Source organism: Variovorax cryoconiti, assembly GCF_051216395.1.
Classification (GTDB): Bacteria; Pseudomonadota; Gammaproteobacteria; order Burkholderiales; family Burkholderiaceae_C; genus Variovorax.
Map to the genome: position 1 here is coordinate 68,672 of NZ_JBPJZI010000009.1, position 23,457 is coordinate 92,128.

Genomic DNA, 23,457 nt, shown 5'->3' on the forward strand with positions numbered 1-23,457 from the left:
ATACTAGCGCCTTTCCATCGCTCGTCCTCTCGCCATGACCACCTTGTCCTTTTTCACGGCCACCGTACCGGCAGCTCGGCCGCTGCCGTTGTTCATCAACCCGCCGCGCCTCTACGACCCGCGCCCCAACGGCTATTCGCACGTGGCCGTGGCGACCGCGCCGGCACGCTTCATCTATGTGGCGGGTCAGGGCGGAGAAGACGCGTCGGGTGCGCTGTCGCCAGACTTTGCCGCGCAGGTCGACCAGGCCCTGCGCAACCTGCGCATCGCCCTCGAATCCGCGGGCGCCGAACCCCTCGACGTGGTGCGCCTCGTCGTGCTGGTGGTCGACCACAGCGAGGCGCGCCTGGCGGTGCTCGGCCGCGCACTGGCCGCCGCGTGGGGTGACGAGCCGCCACCGGCCTGCACGTTGATCCCGGTGCCGCGGCTGGCGCTCGACGGCATGCTGTTCGAGATCGAGGCCACGGCGGTGAAGGGGATGGCACGCGGCGCTTGAGCCGGCGTGATGATGCGCAAGGCAGGCGTCGTCGGTACCGGGCACATGGGGAATGCCATCGTGGCGGCGTTGCATGTGGTCGGCTAGATTCGCCGCATGATCGTTCTTCACCACTGCGTCAGCGCCCGGTCCTTTCGTCCGCTCTGGATGCTCGAGGAGCTCGGCGCGGCGTACGACTTGCGCATGCTGCCCTTTCCACCGCGCGTGCAGGCGCGCGCCTACCTCGATCTCAATCCGCTCGGCACCGTGCCGCTGCTGGTCGATGGCGACACCCGCATGACCGAATCCGCAGCGATGTGCCAGTACCTTGCCGAACGCTGCGACCCCGAAGGAACGACGGGCCTCGCCGTGCGGCGCGACGAGCCGGCCTACGGCATGTGGCTCAACTGGCTGCACCACGGCGAAGCGACGCTGACCTTTCCGCAGACCATCGTGCTGCGCTACGGCCGCTTCGAGCCCGTCGAGCGCCGCCTGCCGCAAGCGGCGGACGACTATGCCAAGTGGTTCATCGCACGCCTGCGCGGCATCGAAGCCGCAGTGAGCGGCAACGACTGGCTCTGTGCGGGCCGCTTCACTGCGGCCGATGTCTCGGTCGGCTATGCCTTGCTGCTCGCGAGCCACCTTGATCTGGTCCCGCGTTTCCCGCCGAACGTGGCCGCCTACTGGGGGCGCCTGCAGCAGCGTGACGCTTTCGGACGCGCCATGGCCGCTCAGGCGACCGCGGCGATCGGGCAGGGCGTGTCGGTGGCGCCCGCGACCGGCCAGGTCTGACCCCGACAGGCGATTGACGCGCGCGGCGCTTCGCACCACAGTGCGCGGGCGCCATCGCTTTGTCTTCGTGCGGCGCACCCAGGAGCCCCATGACCCAGATCGGAAAACCGCCCTGCGATGACGCCATCATCCGCAGCGGCCACGATGTCGCCGCACCCTGTTCCGACGCGGCCAAGCGCGGCATCCTGCTGGCCGCCATCCTCGGCTCGAGCATGGCCTTCATCGACGGCACCGTGGTCAATGTCGCGTTGCCGGCCATCCAGCGCGACCTGCACGCCGATGCCTTCCAGGCGCAGTGGGTGGTGGAGTCGTATGCGCTCTTCCTCGCGGCGCTGCTGCTGGTCGGCGGGTCGCTCGGCGACCACTTCGGTCGGCGCCGCATCTTCGCCGTCGGCGTCGCGCTCTTCGCGGTCGCGTCGGCAGCGTGCGCCGCATCGGCCACGGTGCAGCAACTGATCGCCGCGCGCGCGGTGCAGGGCATCGGCGCCGCGCTGCTGGTGCCAGGCAGCCTGGCGCTCATCAGCGCGTCCTTCCCAGAAGGCGAGCGCGGCAAGGCGATCGGCACCTGGTCGGGCGCGAGCGGCATCACGGCAGCCATCGGTCCGGTCATCGGCGGCTGGCTGGTCGACCAGTATTCGTGGACCTGGGCCTTCCTCATCAACGTGCCGATGGCGGCGGTGGTGTTGTGGGTGGTGTGGCGCCGCGTGCCCGAAAGCCGCAGCCCGTCGGCCAGCGGCCTCGATGTGGGGGGCGCGGTGCTCGCGACGGTCGGCCTGGGCGGCATCGTCTACGCCTTCATCGAGGCACCGGTGCAGCAATGGCATGCACCCGCGGTGATCGCGGCACTGGTCATTGGCATCGCGGCCAGCGCGGCCTTCGTGGGGGTCGAGTCGCGCGCCCGTGCGCCGATGCTGCCGCTCGACCTGTTCGCACGCCGCAACTTTGGCGGCGCCAACGTGCTCACGCTGCTGCTCTACGCGGCGCTCGGCGGCGGCCTGTACTTCTTTCCGCTCAACCTGATCCAGGTGCAGGGCTACTCGGCCACGGTGGCGGGCGCGGCGCTGCTGCCCTTCATCGTCATCATATTCCTGTTCTCCGCCAAGGCAGGGCAGCTGGTCGACCGCTTCGGCCCGCGCCTGCCGCTGGTCGTCGGGCCGGTCATCGCCGGTGTCGGATTCGCGTTGTTCGCGCTGCCGGGCACGGGCGCGAACTACTGGACAGCCTTCTTCCCTGCCGTGGTGGTGCTGGGCATCGGCATGACGATCACCGTCGCGCCGCTCACCACCACCGTGATGAACGCGGTCGGGCCCGACCTGGCGGGCATCGCTTCGGGCGTGAACAACGCGGTGTCGCGCACGGCGGCCGTGCTGGCCGTCGCCGTGTTCGGTCTGGTCATGGCGATGGCCTTCGATGCGAGCCTGGCGACGGGCCTGCGCGACATGCAGGCCTCGCCCGAGCTCGTCGCCCACCTGCAGGCGCAGCGCAGCCGGCTTGCCGCCGCCGAGGCACCCGCCGGCATCGACGCAGCGAGCGCACAGGCCGTGAAGTCGGCGGTACAGGTTGCCTTCGTCGCGGGCTTCCGGTGGGTGATGGGCATCAGCGCGCTGCTGGCCGTGTTGAGTGCGGTGAGCGCGTGGCTGTGGATCGGCGGCAAGCCGGCGCCGGGCGCTGCGGAAAAATCCTAGGCGCCGTCGTTCGCTTCGAAGCAGATCGGCGCGCCGTGCGTCCGTGCGATGTCGAGGATCTGGCCGGCCCGTGCGGTGTCGCCACGCCGCAGCACCAGCGCCGAGGGGCCTTCGCCGCGCGATGCGAGGCGCTGGGCGACCACGTTCGACGATGCGGCGCCTGAATCGGTCGGCGACGACAGCACCAGCGTGCTGCTGCCGATGGTGATCCGCGCATGGCGCACTCCGCTGCCGGGCTCGGTGGCCACGGCACCGATCTGCGCGGCGGAGGCGACTTCGCCGAACAGAGCGCGGTAGCGCGCCAGGCTGGCGTCGAGGTCGCGCACTGCGATGTCCAGTCGCGCTACCCCGACGGTGCCGTTGGGGTGCACGCGCGCCGCGCCTTCCGGCACGCGCAGGACGCGGGGCGTGATGTCGCCGCACAGGAAGGGCAGGTCGGCCGAAGAGGGGCGCGCGGTCTGCCACTGCAGGCGCTCGCCGTCGGGCCGCAGGCGGCCGCCGGCGAGCGGGCCTTCGAGCACCAGCCCGCGACGCGCGGCGCCCGCCACCGTCTCGGCCGTGTCCTGCGGCAGCAGCGCGAAGTCGACGATGCCTTCGCCGTGGCGCTGCAGCAGCGGCCACCAGCGCTCCTGGGGCGCGGGCGACTTCCAGGCGATCAGCTCGAGGTAGCTGCCGTCGGCGAAGACGACCAGCGCGTTGTGCGTCGGGCGGCCGGGATGGTCGCCGCCGCGCAGCACCTGGAAGCCGAGCGCGGTGTAGTCCGCGATGGCGGTTTCGAGGTCGAGGACGGCGATGACGACGTGGTCCAGCGGCAATGACATGGTGGCTTTCGTGTTTGAGGAACGACGGCGAAGGAGGGGCCGTCTAGAACGCGATCATCACGTGGTCCCGATAGGCCGGCCGCGCCTGCAGCCGTCGGTACCAGGCCATGACGTTCGGCAGCGGCGGGCGTGGGATGTCGAGTTCGAAGTAGCGGTACAGGCAGGTGCCGGCCGGGATGTCGGCCAGCGTGAGCCGGTCGGCTTCGAGGTAGTCGCGCGTCTGCAGGACCGTGTCGAGCACCTGGAACGAGGCCGCACACTGCGCGATGCTCCGCGCGATCAGGGCGGGGTCGCGCTGCGCCTCCGGCGTGCGGCACAGCGGCATGAAGATGCCGTCGATGAGGGCGGGCTGCAGGCGGCTCAGCGACCAGTCCATCCAGCGGTCGCGTTGCGATCGGCCCGCCGCGTCGGCCGGCCAGAGCACGCCGTCGCCGTGAGCCGCGCCATACGTCGCCGCGAGGTAGCGCAGGATGCTGTGCGACTCCCACACCACCGTGCCGTCGACGTCCTGGATGACCGGCACGCGGCCGTGCGGGTTCAGCGCCAGGAAGTCGGGTTGGTCGATCCCCCCGAAGCTGCCGCCGGCCGGCACGTGTTCGTGCGGCAGGCCGAGCTCGTCGATCAGCCACAGCACCTTCTGCACGTTGAACGCGCTGCGCCGTCCCCAGACCTTCAGCATGCCGATGCCTTCAGCAGTTGTAGTCGCCGCCGTCGCGGTCGAGCAAACGCAGCAGCGCGGTCCATTCGCGGTCGAGGTGCACCGTGTCGAGGTAGGCGTAGTCGTCGTGCTGCTTGGCGGCGTGCTCGCAGACCTCGGGCGAGGGCAGCACGTATTTCTGGCCCATCGACAGTGTCTGCACCTGGATCTCGCAGGCGCGGTTCAGGTAGAACATGCGCGTGAAGGCCTCGGCCACCGAGCGCCCCGTGGTCAGCAGGCCGTGGTTGCGCAGGATCAGATAGTGCGCGTTGCCCATCGACTGCACGATGCGCTCGCGTTCGTCGAGGTCGAGCGAGATGCCTTCGTAGTCGTGGTAGTTCACGCGGTTGTAGAACTGCATGCTGATCTGGTTGAGCGGCAGCAGCCCGCATTCGAGCGCGGCCACGGCCATGCCGGCGTTGGTGTGCAGGTGCACCACGCATTCGACGTCGGGCCGGCTCTGGTGCAGCGCGCTGTGGATGGTGAAGCCGGCGGCGTTCACCTCGAAGCGGTCGTCGCCGATCGGGTTGCCGTCGACGTCGATCTTCACCAGGCTCGATGCGGTGATCTCGTCGAAGAACCAGCCGTGCGGGTTGATCAGGAACTGGTCGTGCCGGCCCGGCACGCGCACCGAAATGTGCGTGTAGATGAGGTCGGTCAGCCCGAACTTGGCGGCCAGCCGGTACGACGCGGCGAGCTGGGTGCGCACGGCCCATTCTTCGTCGCTGATGTTGCGCGGCTTGCGGTTGCGATGGGGGTCGGTGGTGGAGATCATGGTGGGTGTCCTTCGGTGAGAGGCAGGTCGGTTCAGGGCTGCAGCGCCGTCACCACGATCTCGACCCGGAAGTCCGGGTCGGCGAGTTCGACCTTGCCACAGCAGCGCGTCGGTGTCTCGCCGGGCACGACCCAGGCGTCCCACACGGCGTTGAGGCCGGCGAAGTCGCTCATGGAGGCGAGCCAGATCTGTGCCGTGACCAGGCGGTCGCGGGTGGTGCCGGCCTGCGCGAGCAGGTCGTCGATCTTCTGCAGCACCTGGCGCGTCTGGCCGCCGATGTCGAGCGACTTGTCGTCGGCGACCTGGCCGGCGAGGTAGACCATGCCGCCGGCGATCACGGCGCGGCTGCGGCGGGCGTTCTGGTCGAGGCGAACGATCTCGCGCGCGACCGATTCGGTTGTGGGTGTAGACGTGGTCATTCGATTCCTCAGGTGTTCTGCGCGACGATGCGGCGGCAGTGCGCCAGCGCGGCTTCGCCGAGGTTGGCATTGGCTTCGGGCGTGCGGAAGGCCGAGTGCGCCGACAGCGTGACGTTGGGCAGCGTCGTGAACGGATGGTCGGCGGGCAGCGGCTCGGTGATGAACACGTCGAGGCCGGCGGCGCGGAGCTTGCCGGCGCGCAGGGCGTCGACCAGCGCGTCCTCGTCGGTCAGCGCACCGCGGGCGGTGTTCACCAGGATCGCGCCGTCGCGCATCGCGGCGATGCGCTCGCGCGACAGGAAGGCGCGCGTCTCGTCGTTGAGCAAGAGGTGCAGCGACACCACGTCGCTGCGCGCCAGCAGTTCGTCGATGCCGACGAACTCGACGCCCGCGTGCTGCTTGGGCGAGCGGTTCCAGGCGATCACCTTCATGCCGGCGCCGATGGCCAGGCGCGCCAGCTCTTCGGCGATCCCGCCGAAGCCGATCAGGCCCAGGGTCTTGCCGGTGAGCTGGACGGCCTCGGTGCGCAGCCACTGGCCGGCGCGCATGCCGCGGTCCATCAACGCGAAGCCCTTGGCGGCCGACCACATCAGCGAGAAGGCGCACTCGGCCACAGCCGTGTCGCCATAGCCCTTGATGGTGTGCACGCTGATGCCGAGCGCCGCGAGTTCTTCCACGTCCATGTAGCTGCGCGGGCCGGTTCCGAGGAACACGACGTGCTTCAGGCTCGTGCATTCACGCGCGATCGCGGTCGGCAGGAAGGTGTGGTCGACGATGGCGATCGGCGTGCCCGCGAGCAGGGCGGGCAGCTCGGCCGACGTGATGTCGGGCTGGCGGTTGATATGCAGCGGCAGGTCGTCGACCCGATGCAGGCCCGAAAACACTGCGGACAGCGTGGGATTGGCGTCGACGAAGGTGGCCTTCCATTCCCCAAATTGGGGATTGGCGGGCGTGGCGGTGGCGTTGGAAACAGAAGGCGTCACGGGCGGGTTCTCCGAAAAAAGAGGAATCTGGACAGGGAGAAAGATGCGACCCAACTCGGTGCGCATCCTCTTGAAAACGTGCGGAAAGCATATCGCTTGTCAGCATACAAGGCAATAGTTATAGTCTGTATACAGGACGGAGCGCAGGCTTTGCGTGTTGCAAAGGCCGCTTTCGTCGCACCACTCTTCGAGGAAATTCGTATGAAGTTGCGTTGTCTTCTGGCGTCTCTGGTTGCCTTTGTGGGCGTACCGGCATTTTCGCAAGATGCCAATTGGCCAAGCCAGCCCATTTCCTTCGTCAGCGGCTTCCCGGGCGGCGCCGCTACCGATATCTATGCACGCAAACTCGGCGCCGAATTGACGCCCGTTCTGAGTACGTCGTTCATTTCCGATAACCGCACGGGTGCCGGCGGAAATATCGCGTCGAATATCGTGGCGCAGGCCAAGCCCGACGGCTATACCTTCCTGTTGGGAACGGCCGGCACGCACGCCATCAATCCGGCGCTCTACAAGAAATTGCCTTTCGACCCGGTCAAGGATTTCACGCACATTGCGCTGCTCGGCAATCTACCCAATGTGCTGCTGGTGAACCCGGAAAAGCATCCGGACATCAAGACCTGTAAGGACCTGCTGGCCCTGGCCAAGAAAAAGCCAGGCGAACTGAACTACGCGTCGACCGGCAACGGTGCTTCCGGCCACCTGGCGGCCGTGCAGTTCGGCGGGGCATCGCAGACCCGCTACACCCACGTGCCATACCGCGGCCAGGGCCCGGCCATGACGGCGTTGCTGTCGGGCGAGGTCGACTTCTTCTTCAACCAAAGCTCGCCGAGCATCCCGGTGGTCCAGTCGGGCAAGGCGCGCGCGCTGGCCGTGACCTCGTCGCAGCGCATCGCCGCGCTGCCGAACGTGCCGACGGCGGCCGAAGCCTGCGACCTCGCGGGCTTCGAGAGCACGACCTGGTACGGCCTCTTCGGCCCGGCCGCCTTGCCGGCCGCCATCCAGACCAAGATGTCGCAGGCGGTTCTGAAGACCATCCAGACCGACAGCTTCCGTGCCTGGCTCGTCAGCCAGGGCATCGCGCCCATCGAGGACGGCTCGCCGGCCGCCTTCAAGAAAGTGCACGAGGCCGACCTGGTGCGCTGGGCGAAGATCGTGAAGGATTCGGGCGCGCAAGTGGACTGACGCGCGGCGATGGAGCGGGTCGGGTGGCCCGCTCCGGTGCCGCTTCAGGCAACCGGCGTGGCGCTCATGTAGATCTGCGCGTAGCCCTCCTTCAGGGCGGACGTGATCTGGTCGAGGCGGCGATTGATGTGTTTGCTCATGATGGGAATGCACCGGTCCGGGTCGCGCGCCTTCAGGCCCAGCAGGATGTCGCGGTGGTCCTTCTGGCTTAGGGGGCGGTCACAGCGTTCCATGTCGATCCAGCGGACGAAGCGGATCCGGGCGTTGATGTTGACCAGCACGCGCAGCATCTCGGCGTTGCCCGACATCTGCATCAGCCGCTCGTGAAAGACTTCGTCCAGGCGGACCAATTCGTCGACGGTGCGGTCACCGGGCTCGGGGCCGGTGCCGTCCAGGAAGGCGAGCAGGGCATCGATGTCCTCGTCCTTGGCGCGGTCGATGGAAATTCGCAGTGCTTCGACTTCGATCACCTTTCGCAATTCGTACAGCGAAAAGACTTCCTGCACGTCGAGGTTGCGGCAATAGAAACCCTTGCCGGAGACGAATTGCAAAAGGCCTTCGGTATAGAGCCGCGTCAAGGCTTCGCGCAATGGCGTCCGACTCACGCCGAGCGAGCGCGCGAGCGTGCCTTCATTCAGTCGCTCTCCCGGTTTGAAGCTGTAGTCGATGCTCATCAACTTCAACTTTTCGTAAACCTGCGCGACGATGCTGTCGGATGTCTCTGTCACCGGGTGCCTCTTGATTGCGGCGCGGATGGGCCGAAGTGTGTGGGGCGTGAGTATACCAGCCTAAGTGCAGGCATGTATATTGAAATAATTGCTTTAAATTCAACCCAAATAAATTGGGATTTCGCTAATCAATGGCTTTATTAATTCAATTGCGTGCGGTGAATTTCCATGTCCGCAAATGGCCAGCCTAGACGCGATGGCACGCCGATGATCGACGCTTTCCCACGGCCCGCATGACCGCCCCTCTTCCCCGTACCTTCGCCGCGCTCACCGGCGCCAACCTGGCCGCGCAGTCGGCCGAGCAATTGAGCCTGGCGGCCGTCCCGCTCGTCGCCGTCCTGCTGCTCGGCGCAGGGCCGGGCGAGATCGGCTTGCTCGCGGCGCTGCAGACGCTGCCTTTCCTGCTGCTGTCGCTGCCGCTCGGCTGGATGGCCGACCGCTTGCCGCGGCGGCGGCTCATGGTGGGTGCGGAGCTGCTGCGCGCCGCGTCGCTGGTGGGGCTGCTCGCGGCGGTGGCGACCGGTCGGCTGTCGATCGGCGGCCTCGCGGTACTGGGCTTCATCGGCGCGGTGGGCACGGTGGCCTTCAGTGTCGCGGCGCCTGCGCTCGTGCCCGCGCTGGTGCCGCGCGCCGCTTTGGCGCAAGCCAACGGGCGGCTGGAGCTCGCCCGCAGCGCGGCCTACGCCGGCGGGCCGGCGATCGGTGGGGCGCTGGTGGCGTGGGCCGGTGCGTCGGCCGCCTTCGTGCTGGCGACGGTGCTGTCGATCGCAGCCATCGCGCTGTTGTGGCGGCTGGTCGAGCCGCCGATGGTGCCGCGTGCACCGCGTCACCCGCTGCGCGAGGTGCAGGACGGCGCGGCCTTCGTCTGGCACAACCCGATGCTGCGGCCCATTCTGTTGACCGCCGTCGCCTGGAACATCGCGTGGTTCGTGCTGCAGGCGGCCTACGTTCCGTATGCGATCCGCGTGCTCGGCCTGGGCGCCGGCCTGGTCGGCGTGACGCTGGGCGCCTTCGGCGCGGGCATGGTGGTGGGCGCGCTGCTGGCGCCGCGCCTCGTGCGCGCCATGCCCTTCGGCCGCGCGATCCAACTGGGGCCGGTGGTGTCGGTGGCCGCGGCCGCGACCATGGTCGCCACCTTGTTCGTGCCGAGCGCCTGGGTCGCGGGGCTGTCCTTCTTCCTCTTCGGCGCGGGGCCGATCGTTTGGACCATCACGTCGACGACGCTGCGCCAGAGCCTCACGCCCGGCGCGATGCTCGGGCGTGTCGGCGCGCTGTTCCTCACGGTCAACGCGGGTGCTCGGCCGGTGGGGGCTGCGCTGGGCGGGCTGGTCGGTGCGCGCTGGGGCGAGTCCGCCTGCCTGTGGCTGGCGCTCGCGGGCTTCGCGCTGCAGGCGCTGCTGATCGTGCGGTCGCAGGTCGGCACGCTGCAGCGGCTGCCCGAAGCCGTCGTCTGATCCGAGTGATCAGTTCTGCGCGAAGCAGTAGAGCAAACCGCCGCCGCCGGTCTTCTTGAGCGCATCCAGGCTGCATCCTTGCGTGGGATGCGACGAGTTCCACGACTTCGACGGTGCGTCGTCGCGCAGGCCCATGCGGTCGTGGTGGCCGACCAGCGCGGAGCCGTCGCCGCTCTTGGTCCAGTTGCCGCAGGTGTTGTCCTTGCCGTCGTTCACCGCGCGGCCATCGGGCGACGAGCCGGTCAGCATGTCGTGCAGGTTGACCGGGTCGCCGCGCCCGCTGATGGTGCTGCCGCGCTCGGTCAACGCGGTCTGCTTGGTGAGATTGTTGGTGTCGCTGTGCAGGTTGGCCACGCTGGTGGCGATCACGTCGCCCTTGACGTTGCGCCACGGCCCGCTGCCGATGCGGTCGCGCGCATCGACCGACGGGCTGCCGGGCGTGGCGCTGGCGCTGAGGTAGGCGCGCCAGGTGCGGCTGCCGGCGCCGGCGCTCGCGGCCAGCGACTGGCAGTAGCGGTCGGCGCCGGCCAGGCCGCCGAAGTCCGCGCCCTTGCCCGGGTTGGTGCTGGTCACGAAGAAGCCCATGCCGGCCTGTGGCGTCGACGGCCCCATGGCACCGCACGCGGCCAGCAGGGCCGCGGTGGCTGCGGAGAGGGCGACGAAGGATGAACGACGGATCATGGGATGCTCCTGGGCAAGTGGGAAGGCGGGGACGGGGCGAAACCGGCTGGACGGTACGCGCGGCCGAGGGGCATGGCAATGGGGGTGACCCGGCCGCAGCGCAAAATGCCCCCATGAAAGCCCCTCCCCGTTTGCAGTCGCTCGTCGACGAAGGCCTGATCGACACCGTGGTGCGCCAGCTCATGAGCGGCAAGGAAGCGATGGTCTATGTGGTGCGGTGCGGCGACGAAACGCGCTGCGCGAAGATCTACAAGGAAGCGACCAACCGCAGCTTCCGCCAGGCGGTCGACTACACCGAGAACCGCAAGGTCAAGAACACCCGCCTGCAGCGCGCCATGGCCAAGGGCACGAAATTCGGCCGGCAGGCCACCGAGGCCGCGTGGCAGAGCGCCGAGGTCGATGCGCTCTACCGTCTGGCCGCCGCTGGCGTGCGCGTGCCGGTGCCCTACAACTTCTGCGACGGCGTGCTGCTGATGGAGCTGGTGACCGACGCCGAGGGCGATGCCGCACCGCGCCTGAACGACGTGGTCTTCACGCCCGGGGATGCGCGCCGCCATCACGCCTCGCTGCTCACCGAGGTCGTCCGCATGCTGTGCGCGGGCGTCGTGCACGGCGACCTCTCCGAATTCAACGTGCTGCTGGCGGCCGACGGCCCGGTGATCATCGACCTGCCGCAGGCGGTCGACGCCGCTGGCAACAACCACGCCAAGCGCATGCTGTTGCGCGACGTGGAGAACCTCAAGGTCTTCTTCAGCCAGTTCGCGCCCGAGCTGCTGCAAAGCCGCTACGGCGAGGAGATGTGGAACCTCTACGAACGCGGCGAGCTCGACACCGGCACGGTGCTGACGGGGCAGTTCGTCCGAGCCACCGGGCCGGTGGACGTGGGCGGCGTGCTGCGCGAGGTGGACGATGCGCGGGCCGAAGAGTCGGCGCGCCGTGTGCGCATGGCCGGCGGCTGATTCGCCGTGGTGCAGACGCGTTGCACCTGTTCATCAGAATTCGTCGCAGCCTTACGTGGCGTTCACATCGGGCCTTCAACATCGAGGCTCCTGAACACAACGCCACGAAGGAGTTGCCATGATGAAGAAGATGTCTCTTGCGATCGGCGCCGCCGCACTTCTGGCACTGGCCGCCCTGAGCGCGCCGGCCCAGGCCCAGCATTACGACCATCGGCCGGACTACCGGCCGCGTGTGGTGGTGGTCCCGCCGCCACCGCCGCGCCATGTGGTGCGCCCCGGCTACGACCATCGTTATGACCACCGCTACGACCATCGCCGTTACGACCGCCATGGTCCCCGCGGTGGCTGGCGCGACAACGACCGCGACGGCGTGCCCAACCGTTACGACCGCCGGCCCAACAACCCGTACCGCCACTGATCAGCGTTCAGCGACCTTCGCGCCGGAACTCGCCGGGGGTCGTGCCGGTCCATTCGCGGAACGCGCGTGAAAAGCTCTTCTCGTTGCGAAAGCCCACGGCCAGCGCGACCTGCTTGATCGGGCGGCTTGTGCGCCGCAGCAGGTCGGCCGCCTGCGCCTGGCGCACCTCGTCCTTCAAGGCCTGCAGCGGCACGCCTTCTTCCTGCAGTTGCCGATGCAGTGTGCGGCTCGACATGTGGAGCAGCGTGGCGATGGCATCAGCCGTGGCGGCTTCCACCGGCCGAAGTCGCAGCAGCTCGCGCACACGCTCGCCCAGCAAACGGTCGCGTCGGTACTGCAGCACCGTCAGCGGCAGGGCGCGCTTGAGCATCGTGCGCACGGCGGGCTCGTCGCGTTGCAGCGGCAGGTGGAGGTAGCGCTCGTCGAAGCTGTAGCTCGCTTGCGCCGCGTCGAAGTGCAGCTCGCCGGTGAACATCAGCGGATAGGCATCGCGGTGCGGTGGTGGCGCGAAGGGAAAGTGCGCGCTGCGCAACGAGATGCGCGAGTCGATCGCCCAGCAGGCGTAGCCGTGCAAAAAGCGCAGGCTCGACACCAAGCAGAACTCGCGGAACACGCTCAGGTCGCGGTGCTCGGTGATCGACACCGTCGCCACGCCGCCCGCCACCTGCAGGTCAAGCACGATGTCGTCGGTCAGCAGGCGGTGATGGCGGCACCAGCGCTTGATGGCGACGCCCAGGTCGGGGGCGGTGAGCGAGGCGCGGCACAGCATGCCGTAGCTGCCCCACGGCAGGCGCCGCGTGAACCAGCCGAGCGCCTCGTCGTCGAGTTCCTGCATGGCATGCGCGTTGAGTGCCTCGAACTGCAGCGCGGTCACGTGCGCGTTCGGCCGTGCGACTTCGCGCGGCGCGATCTGTGCCGAACGCAGGGCCTTCGACGGGTCCATGCCGTAGCGTGCGTAGCCCTGCACGATCGCTCGCACGAAGGCCATCGGCGTGGCGGCGCGACCGGGCTTGAGGAAAGCGGGCGATGTCATGCTGAGGTAGAGAAGGGCTGGCGCGATTTGCAACCATTGTGGCGCCAAATGCGCCGGGGGCGGGCGTAAGCTGCGGCTTTTGCGCGCGTTGCCGCCCCGTGGCGCATCGCGCGACAGCCCCCAGAGGAGACAACGCCCATGCCCGCACCGAGCCTTCCCGGCCTGAACTTCGACCTCGGCGACACCGTCGATTCCCTGCGCGAGGCGATCGACGACTTCGCGCACCACGAGATCACGCCGCGCGCCGCCGCCATCGACAGCGAGAACCTGTTCCCGCACGACCTGTGGAAGAAGCTCGGGGACCTCGGCCTGCACGGCATGACGGTGAAGGAAGAATACGGCGGTACCGAGCTCGGCTACCTGGCGCACATCGTCGCTATGGAAGAGGTGTCGCGCGCCTCGGCCTCGGTGGGCCTGTCGTACGGCGCGCACTCGAACCTGTGCGTCAACCAGATCCATCGCAACGGCAGCGAGACGCAGAAGAAGAAGTACTTGCCCAAGCTGGTGAGTGGCGAGCATGTCGGCGCGTTGGCCATGAGCGAGCCCAACGCGGGTTCCGACGTCGTGAGCATGAAGCTGCGCGCCGAGAAGAAGGGCGACCGCTACGTGCTCAACGGCGGCAAGATGTGGATCACCAACGGCGGCGACGCCGACACGCTGGTCATCTACGCCAAGACCGATCCCGAGATGGGCGCGCGGGGCATGACGGCCTTCATCGTCGAGAAAGGCTTCGCGGGCTTCAGCGCCGGCACCAAGCTCGACAAGCTGGGCATGCGCGGCAGCAACACCTACCCGCTCTTCTTCGACAACTGCGAGGTGCCCGAAGAGAACGTGCTGGGCGGTGAGGGCATGGGCACCAAGGTACTGATGAGCGGGCTCGACTACGAGCGCGCGGTGCTGTCGGGCGGCCCGCTCGGCATCATGGCCGCCTGCATGGACGCGGTGCTCCCCTTCGTGCACGAGCGCAAGCAGTTCGGCCAGAGCATCGGCGAGTTCCAGCTGATGCAGGGCAAGATCGCCGACATGTATTCGACGTGGCAAGCCACGCGCGCCTACGTCTATGCGGTGGGCAAGGCTTGCGACCGCAACGACCACGCGCGCACCTTCCGCAAGGACGCGGCCGGCGCCATCCTGTACTCGGCCGAGAAGGCGACCTGGATGGCCGGCGAGGCCATCCAGGCGCTGGGCGGCGTGGGTTACACCAAGGACTTCCCGGTCGAGCGGCTGTGGCGCGATGCCAAGCTGTACGAGATCGGCGCCGGCACCAGCGAAATCCGGCGCATGCTGATCGGCCGCGAGCTGTTCAACGAGACTGCCTGAGGCCACGCCATGGCCGCGAACCTCAGCTACGCCCAAGGCGCCACCGACACGCCGCTGATCGAGCAGACGCTCGGCGCCTTCTTCGACGACATGGTGGGCAAGCAGCCGGACCACGAGGCGCTGGTGAGCCGACATGAAAGCCGGCGCTTCACCTACCGCGAACTGCAGACGGCATCGAATCGTCTCGCGAGCGCGCTGCTGAACCTGGGCCTGCAGCCCGGCGACCGTGTCGGCATCTGGTCGCACAACAACGCGCCATGGATCCTGATGCAGATTGCGACGGCGAAGGTCGGGCTGGTGCTGGTCAACATCAACCCGGCGTATCGCACGTCGGAGGTCGAGTACGCGCTGAACAAGGTTGGCTGCAAGCTGCTCGTGACCATGGCGCAGTTCAAGACGAGTGACTACCTCAGCATGCTGCGCGAGCTGGGCCCGGAGCGACTGCCGCTGCTGCAGCACACGGTGTGGATCGACAAGGCGGGCGATGCCGACCAGGCCGGCATGCAGCGCTTCTCGGAACTGCTCGCCAGCGGTGACCCGGAAGATCCCCGCATTGCCGAGGTCGGCGCCACGCTGAAGGCGACGGACCCGATCAACCTCCAGTTCACCAGCGGCACCACCGGCTTCCCCAAGGGCGCGACGCTGACGCACCGCAACATCCTCAACAACGGCTTCTTCGTCGGCGAGTGCATGCGCCTCACGCCAGCCGACCGGCTCTGCATCCCGGTGCCGATGTACCACTGCTTCGGCATGGTGCTGGGCAGCCTGGCCTGCCTCACGCACGGCAGCACCATCGTGTTCCCGAACGACGGCTTCGATGCATTGAGCGTGCTCGAGACGGTGCAGGCGGAGAAGTGCACGGCGCTGCACGGCGTGCCGACCATGTTCATCGCCGAGCTCGACCATCCGCGTTTCGCCGAGTTCGACCTGAGCACGCTGCGCACCGGCATCATGGCCGGCACCGCCTGCCCGATCGAGGTGATGAAGCGCGTGGTCGACCGCATGCACCTGGGTGAGATCACCATCGCCTACGGCATGACCGAGACCAGCCCCGTCAGCTGCCAGAGCGCGGCCGACACGCCGCTCGACAAGCGCGTGGCCACGGTCGGCAAGGTGCAGCCGCACATCGAGATCAAGATCGTCGACCCCGAGACCGGCGCCACCGTGCCGCGTGGCCAGTCCGGCGAACTCTGCACCCGCGGCTATTCGGTGATGCACGGCTACTGGGATGACGCGCCGAAGACGCGCGAAGCCATCGACGCCGAGCACTGGATGCATACCGGCGACCTCGCCACCATGGACGACGAGGGCTACGTCAACATCGTCGGCCGCATCAAGGACCTGGTGATCCGCGGCGGCGAGAACATCTACCCGCGCGAGATCGAGGAGTTCCTCTACCGCCATCCGAAGGTGCAGGACGTGCAGGTCGTCGGCCTGCCCGACAAGAAGTACGGCGAGGAGTTGTGCGCCTGGGTCATCGTGAAGCCGGGGCAGACAGCGACGGAAGACGAGATCCGCGACTTCTGCAAGGGCCAGATCGCGCACTACAAGGTGCCGAAGTACATCCAGTTCGTCACCGAGTTTCCGATGACGGTGACCGGCAAGATCCAGAAATTCAAGATTCGCGACGCGATGAAATCCCAGCTCGGGCTGGACGAGGTAAAGACCGCATGAGCAAACTCGAAACCAAACTCAACGCACGTTCGGCCGACTTCCAGGCGAATGCCGCAGCGATGCGGGCGTTGGTCGATGACCTGCACGCACAGTTCGCCAAGGTCGAGGCCGGCGGCGGTGAAGCGGCACGCGCCAAGCACGTCGCACGCGGCAAGCTGCTGCCGCGCGACCGCGTCGCCGAGTTGCTCGACCCGGGCACGCCGTTCCTTGAAATCGCGCCGCTCGCGGCCTACGGCATGTACCTCGATGCCAAGGGCGCCGAGTCGGCACCCGGCGCGGGCCTGATCGCCGGCATCGGCCGGGTGAGCGGCGTCGACTGCATGATCGTCTGCAACGACGCGACGGTGAAGGGCGGCACCTACTACCCGCTCACCGTCAAGAAGCACCTGCGCGCGCAGGAGATCGCCGAGCAGAACCGCCTGCCCTGCATCTACCTCGTCGATTCCGGCGGTGCCAACCTGCCGAACCAGGACGAGGTCTTCCCCGATCGCGACCACTTCGGCCGCATCTTCTACAACCAGGCGCAGATGAGCGCGCAGGGCATCGCGCAGATCGCGGTGGTGATGGGCTCGTGCACGGCAGGCGGCGCCTACGTGCCGGCGATGAGCGACGAGTCGATCATCGTGAAGAACCAGGGCACCATCTTCCTGGGCGGCCCGCCGCTGGTGAAGGCCGCGACCGGCGAGGTCGTCACGGCCGAAGACCTGGGCGGCGGCGACGTGCACACGCGGCTGTCGGGCGTGGTGGACCATCTGGCGCAGAACGACCTGCATGCACTGTCGCTCGCGCGCTCGGCCATCGCCAACATCAACCGCAAGGATGCGACCGAGGCGCCGCACCCGGATGTGCGTGCACCGGAGTTCCCGCGCGAGGAGCTGTACGGCGTGATCCCCACCGACACCCGCAAGCCTTTCGACGTGCGCGAGATCATCGCTCGCATCGTCGACGGCAGCGAGTTCCACGAGTTCAAGCAGCGCTTCGGCGCCACGCTGGTCTGCGGCTTCGCCGAGATCGAGGGCATGCCCGTCGGCATCGTCGCCAACAACGGCATCCTCTTCAGCGAATCGGCGCAGAAGGGTGCGCACTTCATCGAGCTGTGCTGCCAGCGCAAGATCCCGCTGGTGTTCCTGCAGAACATCACCGGCTTCATGGTGGGCCGCAAGTACGAGAACGAAGGCATCGCGCGCCACGGCGCCAAGATGGTGACGGCGGTGGCCACGGCCAACGTGCCGAAGTTCACCATCATCATCGGCGGCAGCTTCGGCGCCGGCAACTACGGCATGTGCGGCCGCGCGTTCAGCCCACGTTTCCTCTGGATGTGGCCGAACGCGCGCATCAGCGTGATGGGCGGCGAGCAGGCCGCGAGCGTGCTGGCCACGGTCAAGCGCGACGGCATCGAGTTGAAGGGCGGCAGTTGGAGCAAGGAGGAGGAAGAGGCCTTCAAGGCACCGCTGCGCCAGCAGTACGAAGACCAGGGCCACCCGTATTACGCGACGGCGCGGCTGTGGGACGACGGGATCATCGATCCGGCGGACACGCGGCGGGTGCTGGCGTTGGGGTTGGCGGCTGCGCGCAATGCGCCGATCCCGGAGCCGAAGTTCGGCGTCTTCCGCATGTGATCAGATGAATGTGTATGATTTCTGATTTTCATACACATAAAGCGTGCCATGCGAACCAATATCGTGATCGACGACGACCTCATGGCAGCGGCCATGCGGGCAGGCGGCTTCAAGACCAAGAAGGAAGCCGTGGAAGAGGGCCTTCGGCTGTTGGCGCGGCGCGAGGCCTACCAGAAGCTCCTGGCCTTGCGCGGCAAGCTGCACTGGATGGGCGACGAAAGCATCGACTGGACGCGCTTGCCCGCCGAGCCGCAGACCGTTCAGGAGCCTGCGCCGCCGCCGTACGGACACACGAGGCGGGTACGGCCATGATGACCGTGGACTCCAGCGTCTGGATCGACTTTTTCCGTAACAGGAGCACCCCGCAGACGGCTACGCTGTGCGCGCTGATGGAGGGCAACGAGGATCAGCTGGTGGTGCTCGACCTGGTCCTCATGGAAGTGCTGCGCGGCTTTGCGCACGATCATGAATGGCGCTTGGCCCGGGATGCCTTTGCGAATCTGCCCCTGGCCACCGCCGGTGGCGAGGCCGTGGCCTTGCGCGCCGCCGACCTCTATCGCCAGCAGCGCCGCCGGGGCATCACCATCCGCAGCCCGATCGACCTGATGGTGGCTGCCTGGTGCCTGGAGCACGGCTGCGCGCTGGTGCATGCGGACCGTGACTTCCACGGCATCGACGGCCTGACCGAGGTGTCGTAACGCCATGACTCTGAGCCACTACTTCGCCGGCCTTACGCGCTACCACGCATGGGCGACCCACAAGCTGCTGGCCCAGGACCTCGCGCAGCTCAGCGACGACGAGTGGCACCGCGACCTTCGCCTGCTCTTCGGCTCGGTGCATCGCACCGTGAACCATTTGCTGGTGGCCGACACGATCTGGTACGCGCGCTTTGCGGACAGCACCTCACTGCGCATCGCGCTCGATGCCGAGCTTCACGCCGACCGTGCCGAGCTCTGCGCCGCGTTGGCCGCAGCGGCGGGCCGTTGGGTGCCGTGGGCCGAGGCGATGGATGCCACGCGACTGAACGGCGATCTCATCTACACCCGCACCGACGGCGAGGCTGTGCGCATTCCCTACGCGCCGGCGCTTGGCCATGTCTTCAACCACGCAACGCATCACCGTGGCCAGATCACGGCGGGCGTGACGGCGATGGGTCATCCCGGCCCATCGCTCGACTGGGCGCATCTTCTGCAGATCGAAGCGAGACCACAAGCATGATGGAACACACGGCCTGTGCTGGCGTTGACGCTTGCCGCTTCATGCATCGAAACGATGCGAGTCGGCATTCGGGACGGGATCACGCCGACGGGGTACCTTGCTCCGCGAATGTCCCCCGCCCTTCGGGCTCCTCCTTTATTTCGCTGCGCAAGGCACCCCATCGACGAGATCGGGACGCGCCTGTGGTGCTCGACGGTCACCCCCGCCGAACGCGTCCACGTGTGCAGGGTATCGGGTGCTCCCCGCAGCGAAATAAAGGAGGAGGCGAAGCCGGGGGACATTCGCGGAGGGGAGTACCCGGTGGCCTGTGCACGCACCCCGAACGCGCGCATCCACACAGCATTCACTGACACATGACCTTCACCAAACTCAAACTGACAACCGAAGGCCCCGTCGCCCGTATCTGGCTCGACCAGCCCGACACGCGCAACGCTTTCGACGACACCGTCATCGCCGAGCTGACGCGGGCCTTCCTCGAGGCCGGCAGTGCAACGCAGGTGAAAGCCATCGTGCTCGGTGCCAACGGCCCCGCCTTCTGCGCGGGTGCCAACCTCAACTGGATGCGTCGCATGGCCGACTACACGCGCGACGAGAACCTCGCCGATGCGGGCAAGCTGGCCGACATGCTGCGAACCATCGCCGAGTGTCCCAAGCCGACGATCGCGCGCGTGCAGGGTGACGTCTACGCCGGTGGCATGGGCCTGGTCGCGGCCTGCGACATGGCGGTGAGCGCCGACACCGCCTGGTACTGCCTGAGTGAAGTGAAGATCGGCCTGATCCCCGCGACCATCAGCCCGTACGTGATCCGCGCGATGGGCGCACGTGCGTCGCAGCGCTACTTCCTGACCGCGGAGCGCTTCACCGCGGCCGAGGCACACCGTATCGGCTTCGTGCATGAGGTGGTCGCGGCCGATGCGCTCGACGCCAAGGTCGACGAACTGTTGAAGGCGCTCACGGGTGCCAGCCCGGCAGCGGTGCGCTCGTGCAAGCAGTTGATCGCCGACGTCACCGGCCGCGAGATCGACGACGCGCTGATCGCCAAGACCGTCGAAGGCATCGCCGACATCCGCGCCAGCGACGAAGGCCGCGAAGGCGTGCAGGCCTTCCTGCAGAAGCGCAAACCCGCTTGGTTGGGATGACCATGCCTGAACTCGACATGCCCCAACTGCTCGCGCTGGCCGCGGCGCTCGGCTGGGCCAGCGGCATCCGGCTGTACCTCGTCGTGCTGCTGACGGGCCTCGCGGGCTACTTCGGCTGGGTGCCGCTGCCCAGCGGCCTGCATCTGCTGGCCAACCCGGTGGTGCTCGCGGTCAGCGGCTTCATGGTGTTCATCGAATTCTTCGCCGACAAGATTCCCGGGCTCGATTCGCTGTGGGACATGGTGCACACCGTCATCCGCATCCCGGCGGGTGCCGCGCTCGCAGCCGGCGTGTTCGGCGGCGACCATGCGGTGATGGCGCTGGTCGCGGCGCTGCTCGGCGGCGGCTTCGCGGCCACGGCGCATGCGGCCAAGGCGACGACGCGCGCGGCCATCAACACATCGCCCGAGCCGTTCAGCAACGTCGGCGCGTCGCTGGTCGAAGACAGCATGGTGCCGGCCGGCCTGTGGCTGGCCGTCGCGCACCCGCTGGTGTTCGTCGTGCTCTTCGTGCTGGTGCTGATCCTCAGCGTGTGGCTCATCCGCAAAAGCTGGCGCTTTCTGCGCGGGCTGGTGAACCGCGTCACGCGCATCTTCAGCGGCAAGCCCGATCCGGGCGTGCAGTCCGCCTTCTCATTCAAGACCAAGAACGTCCCCGGAGACCCACCCCATGTTTAAGAAGATCCTGATCGCGAATCGAGGCGAGATCGCCTGCCGTGTCGCCGCGACCGCACGCCGCATGGCCATCCGCACCGTCGCCGTCTACTCGGACGCCGACGCGAACGCCAACCACGTGCGCGCCTGCGACGAATCGGTGTACATCGGCGGTAGCGCGCCGAAGGACAGCTATCTGCGCTGGGAAAAGATCCTCGAGGCCGCCAAGGCGACGGGCGCCGAGGCCATCCATCCGGGCTACGGCTTCCTGAGCGAGAACGAGGAGTTTGCGCAGGCCTGCGCCGACGCGGGCCTGGTCTTCATCGGCCCGCCGCCGTCGGCGATCAAGGCCATGGGCCTGAAGGCCGAATCGAAGCAGCTGATGGAGAAGGCCGGCGTGCCGCTGGTGCCCGGCTACCACGGCCACGACCAGGACCCGGCGCTGCTGCAGCGCGAGGCCGATCGCATCGGCTATCCGGTGCTCATCAAGGCCAGCGCGGGCGGTGGCGGCAAGGGCATGCGCGCGGTCGAGAAATCGGCGGACTTCGCGGCGGCACTCGCGTCCTGCCAGCGCGAGGCCATCAACAGTTTCGGTGACGACGCGGTGCTGATCGAGAAGTACGTGCAGCGCCCGCGGCACATCGAGATCCAGGTCTTCGGCGATACGCAGGGCGACTGCGTCTACCTCTTTGAGCGCGACTGCTCGGTGCAGCGCCGCCACCAGAAGGTGTTGGAAGAAGCGCCGGCGCCCGGCATGACCGAGGCGATGCGCCAGCAGATGGGCGCGGCAGCGGTCGCTGCGGCCAAGGCGGTGAAGTACGTCGGCGCTGGCACGGTCGAGTTCATCGTCGAGCAGCGCGACGGTGGCGCCATGAATTTTTTCTTCATGGAGATGAACACGCGCCTGCAGGTGGAGCATCCGGTGACCGAAGCCATCACCGGCCTCGACCTGGTGGAGTGGCAACTGCGCGTGGCGTCGGGCGAGCCGCTGCCGCTCAAGCAGAGCGAACTCAAGATCCACGGTCACGCCATCGAGGCGCGCATCTGCGCCGAGAACCCCGACAACAACTTCCTGCCGGCCACCGGCACGCTGCACGTCTACCGCAAGCCGCAAGCGACGGCCTTCCAGCGCAGCCGCGTGCGCATCGACGACGGTGTACGCGAGGGCGGCGAGATCTCGCCCTTCTACGACTCGATGATCGCCAAGCTGATCGTCCACGGCGCGACGCGCGACGAGGCGCTGGCCCGGCTCGACGCGGCCCTGGCGCAGACGCACATCGTCGGCGTGCAGACCAACGTGCAGTTCCTGCGCGGCATCCTCGCCACCGAATCGTTCGCCAAGGCCAACCTCGACACCGCCCTGATCGAGCGTGAGCGCGCGGTGCTGTTCGACCGCGAGCCGCTGGGCCTGCCGCTGGCTGCGGCCGCATCGATCGCCCGCACGCTGCTCGACGAGCATGCGATCGGCACGCCCGACCCCTTCAGCCGCCGCGACGGCTGGCGCTCGCTCGGCACCACCGCGCGCATCTTCGCCTTCGAGTTCCGCGGCGAGACTCAGACCGCGACGCTGCGCTACCTGCACGACGGCGCGTTGACGCTCGACGTTGGCGGCACGAGCGGTCCGCTCGTCATCGGACGCCTCCCGGACGGGCAGATCGAGCTGGCCTTCAACGGTGCACGCCACACGCTCGACGTGTACGAGCGCCAGGGCGCAGCGCACGTCTTCGCCGACAAGGGCGCCACGCGCATCGCCGCCATCGACCGCCTCGCGCATGCGGGCGACACGCAGGCCGAGGGCGGGCGCCTCACGGCACCGATGCCGGGCAAGGTCGTGTCCTTCGCCGTCAAGGCCGGCGACAAGGTCGCCAAGGGCCAGCCGCTGGCCGTGATGGAAGCGATGAAGATGGAGCACACCATCGCCGCGCCGGCCGACGGCACGGTGGAGGAATTGCTCTACGCGCCGGGTGACCAGGTCACTGAAGGCGCGGAACTGCTGCGCATCGCCGCCTGAGCGCAGGCCTCAGCCGCTGTCACCCATCCGGAATTCGACGCGCACGGGCCGGGTGGGCTCGGTGCGCTGCTCCTTCATCCACTTCTCGGCGAACTCTCGCACGGTCTTTTCGGCCGCCGGCATCTGCTGCTGCAGGTACTCGATGCGTTGCGCACGCTGGGCCAGTTCGGGGCCGAGGTTCTTCAGCAGGTTTTCTTGATTGGCGGCGGCACCCGGTGCGAGCAGGCCGCCGCGTTCACTGGTGATCTGCGCCTTCTGCGTGTCGATGCCCGGCGGCAGCAGCGGCTTGGGGGCCGGCACGCTGAGCACGTAGACGTCGCCGTCGAGCGTCAGCGTCCAGGTGTCGGCGAGCGGAAGGCGGTAGGTGTAGTGCACCGGCACGCGGATCTGGCCGATGCGTTCGCCGACCAGCGCCCCGCAATCCTGCCCGAGGCAGGTGTACGACGAGCGCCACCGGAACTCCTCGGTCTTCACCAGCGTGGAGACTTCGAGGAACCCGCCGGGGGTGCGCAGCACGACGACCTGTGCCGGGTCGAGCATGCGCACCTGTTCTTCGGTCGACCCCCACGGCAGGCCGCGCATGTAGAGCAGCGCACCCGCGACCCCGACCGCGATGGCGGCGATCGTCCAGAGGACAGGGAAGCGGGCAGGTGGGCGCACGGAGGCTCTCGGGCAGGGATGGACGACAGGTGTTTTCCATCCTAGCAGCGACCCTTCCGTC

Annotated in this window: 25 protein-coding genes; 16 read left to right on the forward strand and 9 right to left on the reverse strand. The window is 67.9% G+C overall.

Annotated elements, in window-relative coordinates; genetic code table 11:
* The first annotated feature begins 34 nt into the window (after nt 1-34).
* The 3 genes from ACSFA2_RS20010 to ACSFA2_RS20020 all read left to right on the forward strand — a co-directional run bounded on the left by ACSFA2_RS20010 (nt 35) and on the right by ACSFA2_RS20020 (nt 2,952).
* The gene (locus ACSFA2_RS20010) at nt 35-496 is read left to right on the forward strand and encodes a RidA family protein (protein WP_435457080.1); all 462 of its coding nucleotides are present in this window, start codon (nt 35-37) and stop codon (nt 494-496) included.
* A gap of 96 nt (nt 497-592) precedes the next feature.
* A complete protein-coding gene (locus ACSFA2_RS20015; protein ID WP_435457081.1) occupies nt 593-1,267 on the forward strand; it encodes a glutathione S-transferase family protein in 675 nt (224 codons plus the stop codon).
* An 89-nt stretch (nt 1,268-1,356) separates the two neighbouring features.
* Complete coding sequence (locus ACSFA2_RS20020) at nt 1,357-2,952, forward strand: MFS transporter (RefSeq protein ID WP_435457082.1); 1,596 nt, start codon at nt 1,357-1,359, stop codon at nt 2,950-2,952.
* Here ACSFA2_RS20020 and ACSFA2_RS20025 read toward each other — a convergent pair.
* The 5 genes from ACSFA2_RS20025 to ACSFA2_RS20045 are packed head-to-tail and all read right to left on the reverse strand — an operon-like array spanning nt 2,949 to nt 6,647.
* Nucleotides 2,949-3,773, reverse strand: coding sequence for a VOC family protein (locus ACSFA2_RS20025; RefSeq protein ID WP_435457083.1), 825 nt, complete (start codon nt 3,771-3,773; stop codon nt 2,949-2,951). The genes ACSFA2_RS20020 and ACSFA2_RS20025 overlap by 4 nt on opposite strands.
* A 43-nt stretch (nt 3,774-3,816) precedes the next feature.
* Entirely contained in the window at nt 3,817-4,452 is a 636-nt protein-coding gene (locus ACSFA2_RS20030) for a glutathione S-transferase family protein (RefSeq protein ID WP_435457084.1), read from the reverse strand.
* Between the two features lie 10 nt (nt 4,453-4,462).
* Nucleotides 4,463-5,245 (reverse strand): class II aldolase/adducin family protein, encoded by a 783-nt coding sequence (locus tag ACSFA2_RS20035; RefSeq protein ID WP_435457085.1) that lies wholly within the window; start codon nt 5,243-5,245, stop codon nt 4,463-4,465.
* A gap of 32 nt (nt 5,246-5,277) precedes the next feature.
* Complete coding sequence (locus tag ACSFA2_RS20040) at nt 5,278-5,664, reverse strand: RidA family protein (protein ID WP_435457086.1); 387 nt, start codon at nt 5,662-5,664, stop codon at nt 5,278-5,280.
* Between the two features lie 8 nt (nt 5,665-5,672).
* Nucleotides 5,673-6,647, reverse strand: a complete 975-nt coding sequence (locus ACSFA2_RS20045; protein WP_435457087.1) for an NAD(P)-dependent oxidoreductase — start codon at nt 6,645-6,647, stop codon at nt 5,673-5,675.
* Between the two features lie 150 nt (nt 6,648-6,797).
* On the opposite strand from ACSFA2_RS20045, the gene ACSFA2_RS20050 reads away from it, so the two are divergent.
* Nucleotides 6,798-7,829 carry a Bug family tripartite tricarboxylate transporter substrate binding protein gene (locus ACSFA2_RS20050; protein ID WP_435457088.1) on the forward strand — a complete coding sequence of 344 codons (1,032 nt, stop codon included), beginning with the start codon at nt 6,798-6,800 and terminating at the stop codon, nt 7,827-7,829.
* Nucleotides 7,830-7,873: 44 nt separating this feature from the next.
* On the opposite strand, the gene ACSFA2_RS20055 is transcribed toward ACSFA2_RS20050, so the two are convergent.
* On the reverse strand, nt 7,874-8,557 hold the full coding sequence (locus ACSFA2_RS20055) for a GntR family transcriptional regulator (protein WP_435457089.1): 684 nt from the start codon (nt 8,555-8,557) through the stop codon (nt 7,874-7,876).
* Nucleotides 8,558-8,790: 233 nt separating this feature from the next.
* On the opposite strand from ACSFA2_RS20055, the gene ACSFA2_RS20060 reads away from it, so the two are divergent.
* Nucleotides 8,791-10,011: an MFS transporter gene (locus tag ACSFA2_RS20060; RefSeq protein WP_435457090.1), complete on the forward strand. Its 1,221-nt coding sequence runs from the start codon at nt 8,791-8,793 to the stop codon at nt 10,009-10,011.
* 9 nt (nt 10,012-10,020) lie between these two features.
* Here the strand turns inward: ACSFA2_RS20060 and ACSFA2_RS20065 are convergent, their stop codons facing one another.
* Nucleotides 10,021-10,692: a hypothetical protein gene (locus tag ACSFA2_RS20065; RefSeq protein WP_435457091.1), complete on the reverse strand. Its 672-nt coding sequence runs from the start codon at nt 10,690-10,692 to the stop codon at nt 10,021-10,023.
* Between the two features lie 113 nt (nt 10,693-10,805).
* Here ACSFA2_RS20065 and ACSFA2_RS20070 point away from each other — a divergent pair, with 113 nt between their 5' ends.
* Nucleotides 10,806-11,651 carry a PA4780 family RIO1-like protein kinase gene (locus tag ACSFA2_RS20070; protein ID WP_435457092.1) on the forward strand — a complete coding sequence of 282 codons (846 nt, stop codon included), beginning with the start codon at nt 10,806-10,808 and terminating at the stop codon, nt 11,649-11,651.
* Nucleotides 11,652-11,772: 121 nt separating this feature from the next.
* Complete coding sequence (locus tag ACSFA2_RS20075; RefSeq protein ID WP_435457093.1) at nt 11,773-12,069, forward strand: hypothetical protein; 297 nt, start codon at nt 11,773-11,775, stop codon at nt 12,067-12,069.
* A gap of 7 nt (nt 12,070-12,076) precedes the next feature.
* Here ACSFA2_RS20075 and ACSFA2_RS20080 read toward each other — a convergent pair whose 3' ends face one another.
* The gene (locus ACSFA2_RS20080) at nt 12,077-13,102 is read right to left on the reverse strand and encodes an AraC family transcriptional regulator (protein WP_435457094.1); all 1,026 of its coding nucleotides are present in this window, start codon (nt 13,100-13,102) and stop codon (nt 12,077-12,079) included.
* Between the two features lie 138 nt (nt 13,103-13,240).
* Here ACSFA2_RS20080 and ACSFA2_RS20085 point away from each other — a divergent pair, with 138 nt between their 5' ends.
* The 9 genes from ACSFA2_RS20085 to ACSFA2_RS20125 all read left to right on the forward strand — a co-directional run bounded on the left by ACSFA2_RS20085 (nt 13,241) and on the right by ACSFA2_RS20125 (nt 22,736).
* Entirely contained in the window at nt 13,241-14,422 is a 1,182-nt protein-coding gene (locus ACSFA2_RS20085; protein WP_435457095.1) for an isovaleryl-CoA dehydrogenase, read from the forward strand.
* Nucleotides 14,423-14,431: 9 nt separating this feature from the next.
* Entirely contained in the window at nt 14,432-16,096 is a 1,665-nt protein-coding gene (locus ACSFA2_RS20090; RefSeq protein WP_435457096.1) for an AMP-binding protein, read from the forward strand.
* Entirely contained in the window at nt 16,093-17,715 is a 1,623-nt protein-coding gene (locus tag ACSFA2_RS20095; protein ID WP_435457097.1) for a carboxyl transferase domain-containing protein, read from the forward strand. The genes ACSFA2_RS20090 and ACSFA2_RS20095 overlap by 4 nt, the downstream gene beginning before the upstream one ends.
* Nucleotides 17,716-17,763: 48 nt before the next feature.
* On the forward strand, nt 17,764-18,027 hold the full coding sequence (locus ACSFA2_RS20100; protein ID WP_435457098.1) for a type II toxin-antitoxin system VapB family antitoxin: 264 nt from the start codon (nt 17,764-17,766) through the stop codon (nt 18,025-18,027).
* On the forward strand, nt 18,024-18,413 hold the full coding sequence (gene vapC, locus ACSFA2_RS20105; RefSeq protein ID WP_435457099.1) for a type II toxin-antitoxin system VapC family toxin: 390 nt from the start codon (nt 18,024-18,026) through the stop codon (nt 18,411-18,413). Before ACSFA2_RS20100 ends, vapC begins: the two co-directional genes overlap by 4 nt.
* 4 nt (nt 18,414-18,417) lie before the next feature.
* Nucleotides 18,418-18,933, forward strand: a complete 516-nt coding sequence (locus tag ACSFA2_RS20110; RefSeq protein ID WP_435457100.1) for a DinB family protein — start codon at nt 18,418-18,420, stop codon at nt 18,931-18,933.
* Between the two features lie 353 nt (nt 18,934-19,286).
* Nucleotides 19,287-20,072, forward strand: coding sequence for an enoyl-CoA hydratase/isomerase family protein (locus tag ACSFA2_RS20115; RefSeq protein ID WP_435457101.1), 786 nt, complete (start codon nt 19,287-19,289; stop codon nt 20,070-20,072).
* Nucleotides 20,073-20,074: 2 nt separating this feature from the next.
* Nucleotides 20,075-20,749 (forward strand): DUF4126 domain-containing protein, encoded by a 675-nt coding sequence (locus ACSFA2_RS20120; protein WP_435457102.1) that lies wholly within the window; start codon nt 20,075-20,077, stop codon nt 20,747-20,749.
* Nucleotides 20,742-22,736: an acetyl/propionyl/methylcrotonyl-CoA carboxylase subunit alpha gene (locus tag ACSFA2_RS20125; RefSeq protein WP_435457103.1), complete on the forward strand. Its 1,995-nt coding sequence runs from the start codon at nt 20,742-20,744 to the stop codon at nt 22,734-22,736. The genes ACSFA2_RS20120 and ACSFA2_RS20125 overlap by 8 nt, the downstream gene beginning before the upstream one ends.
* A gap of 9 nt (nt 22,737-22,745) precedes the next feature.
* On the opposite strand, the gene ACSFA2_RS20130 is transcribed toward ACSFA2_RS20125, so the two are convergent.
* Nucleotides 22,746-23,396: a hypothetical protein gene (locus ACSFA2_RS20130; RefSeq protein WP_435457104.1), complete on the reverse strand. Its 651-nt coding sequence runs from the start codon at nt 23,394-23,396 to the stop codon at nt 22,746-22,748.
* Nucleotides 23,397-23,457: the final 61 nt, after the last annotated feature.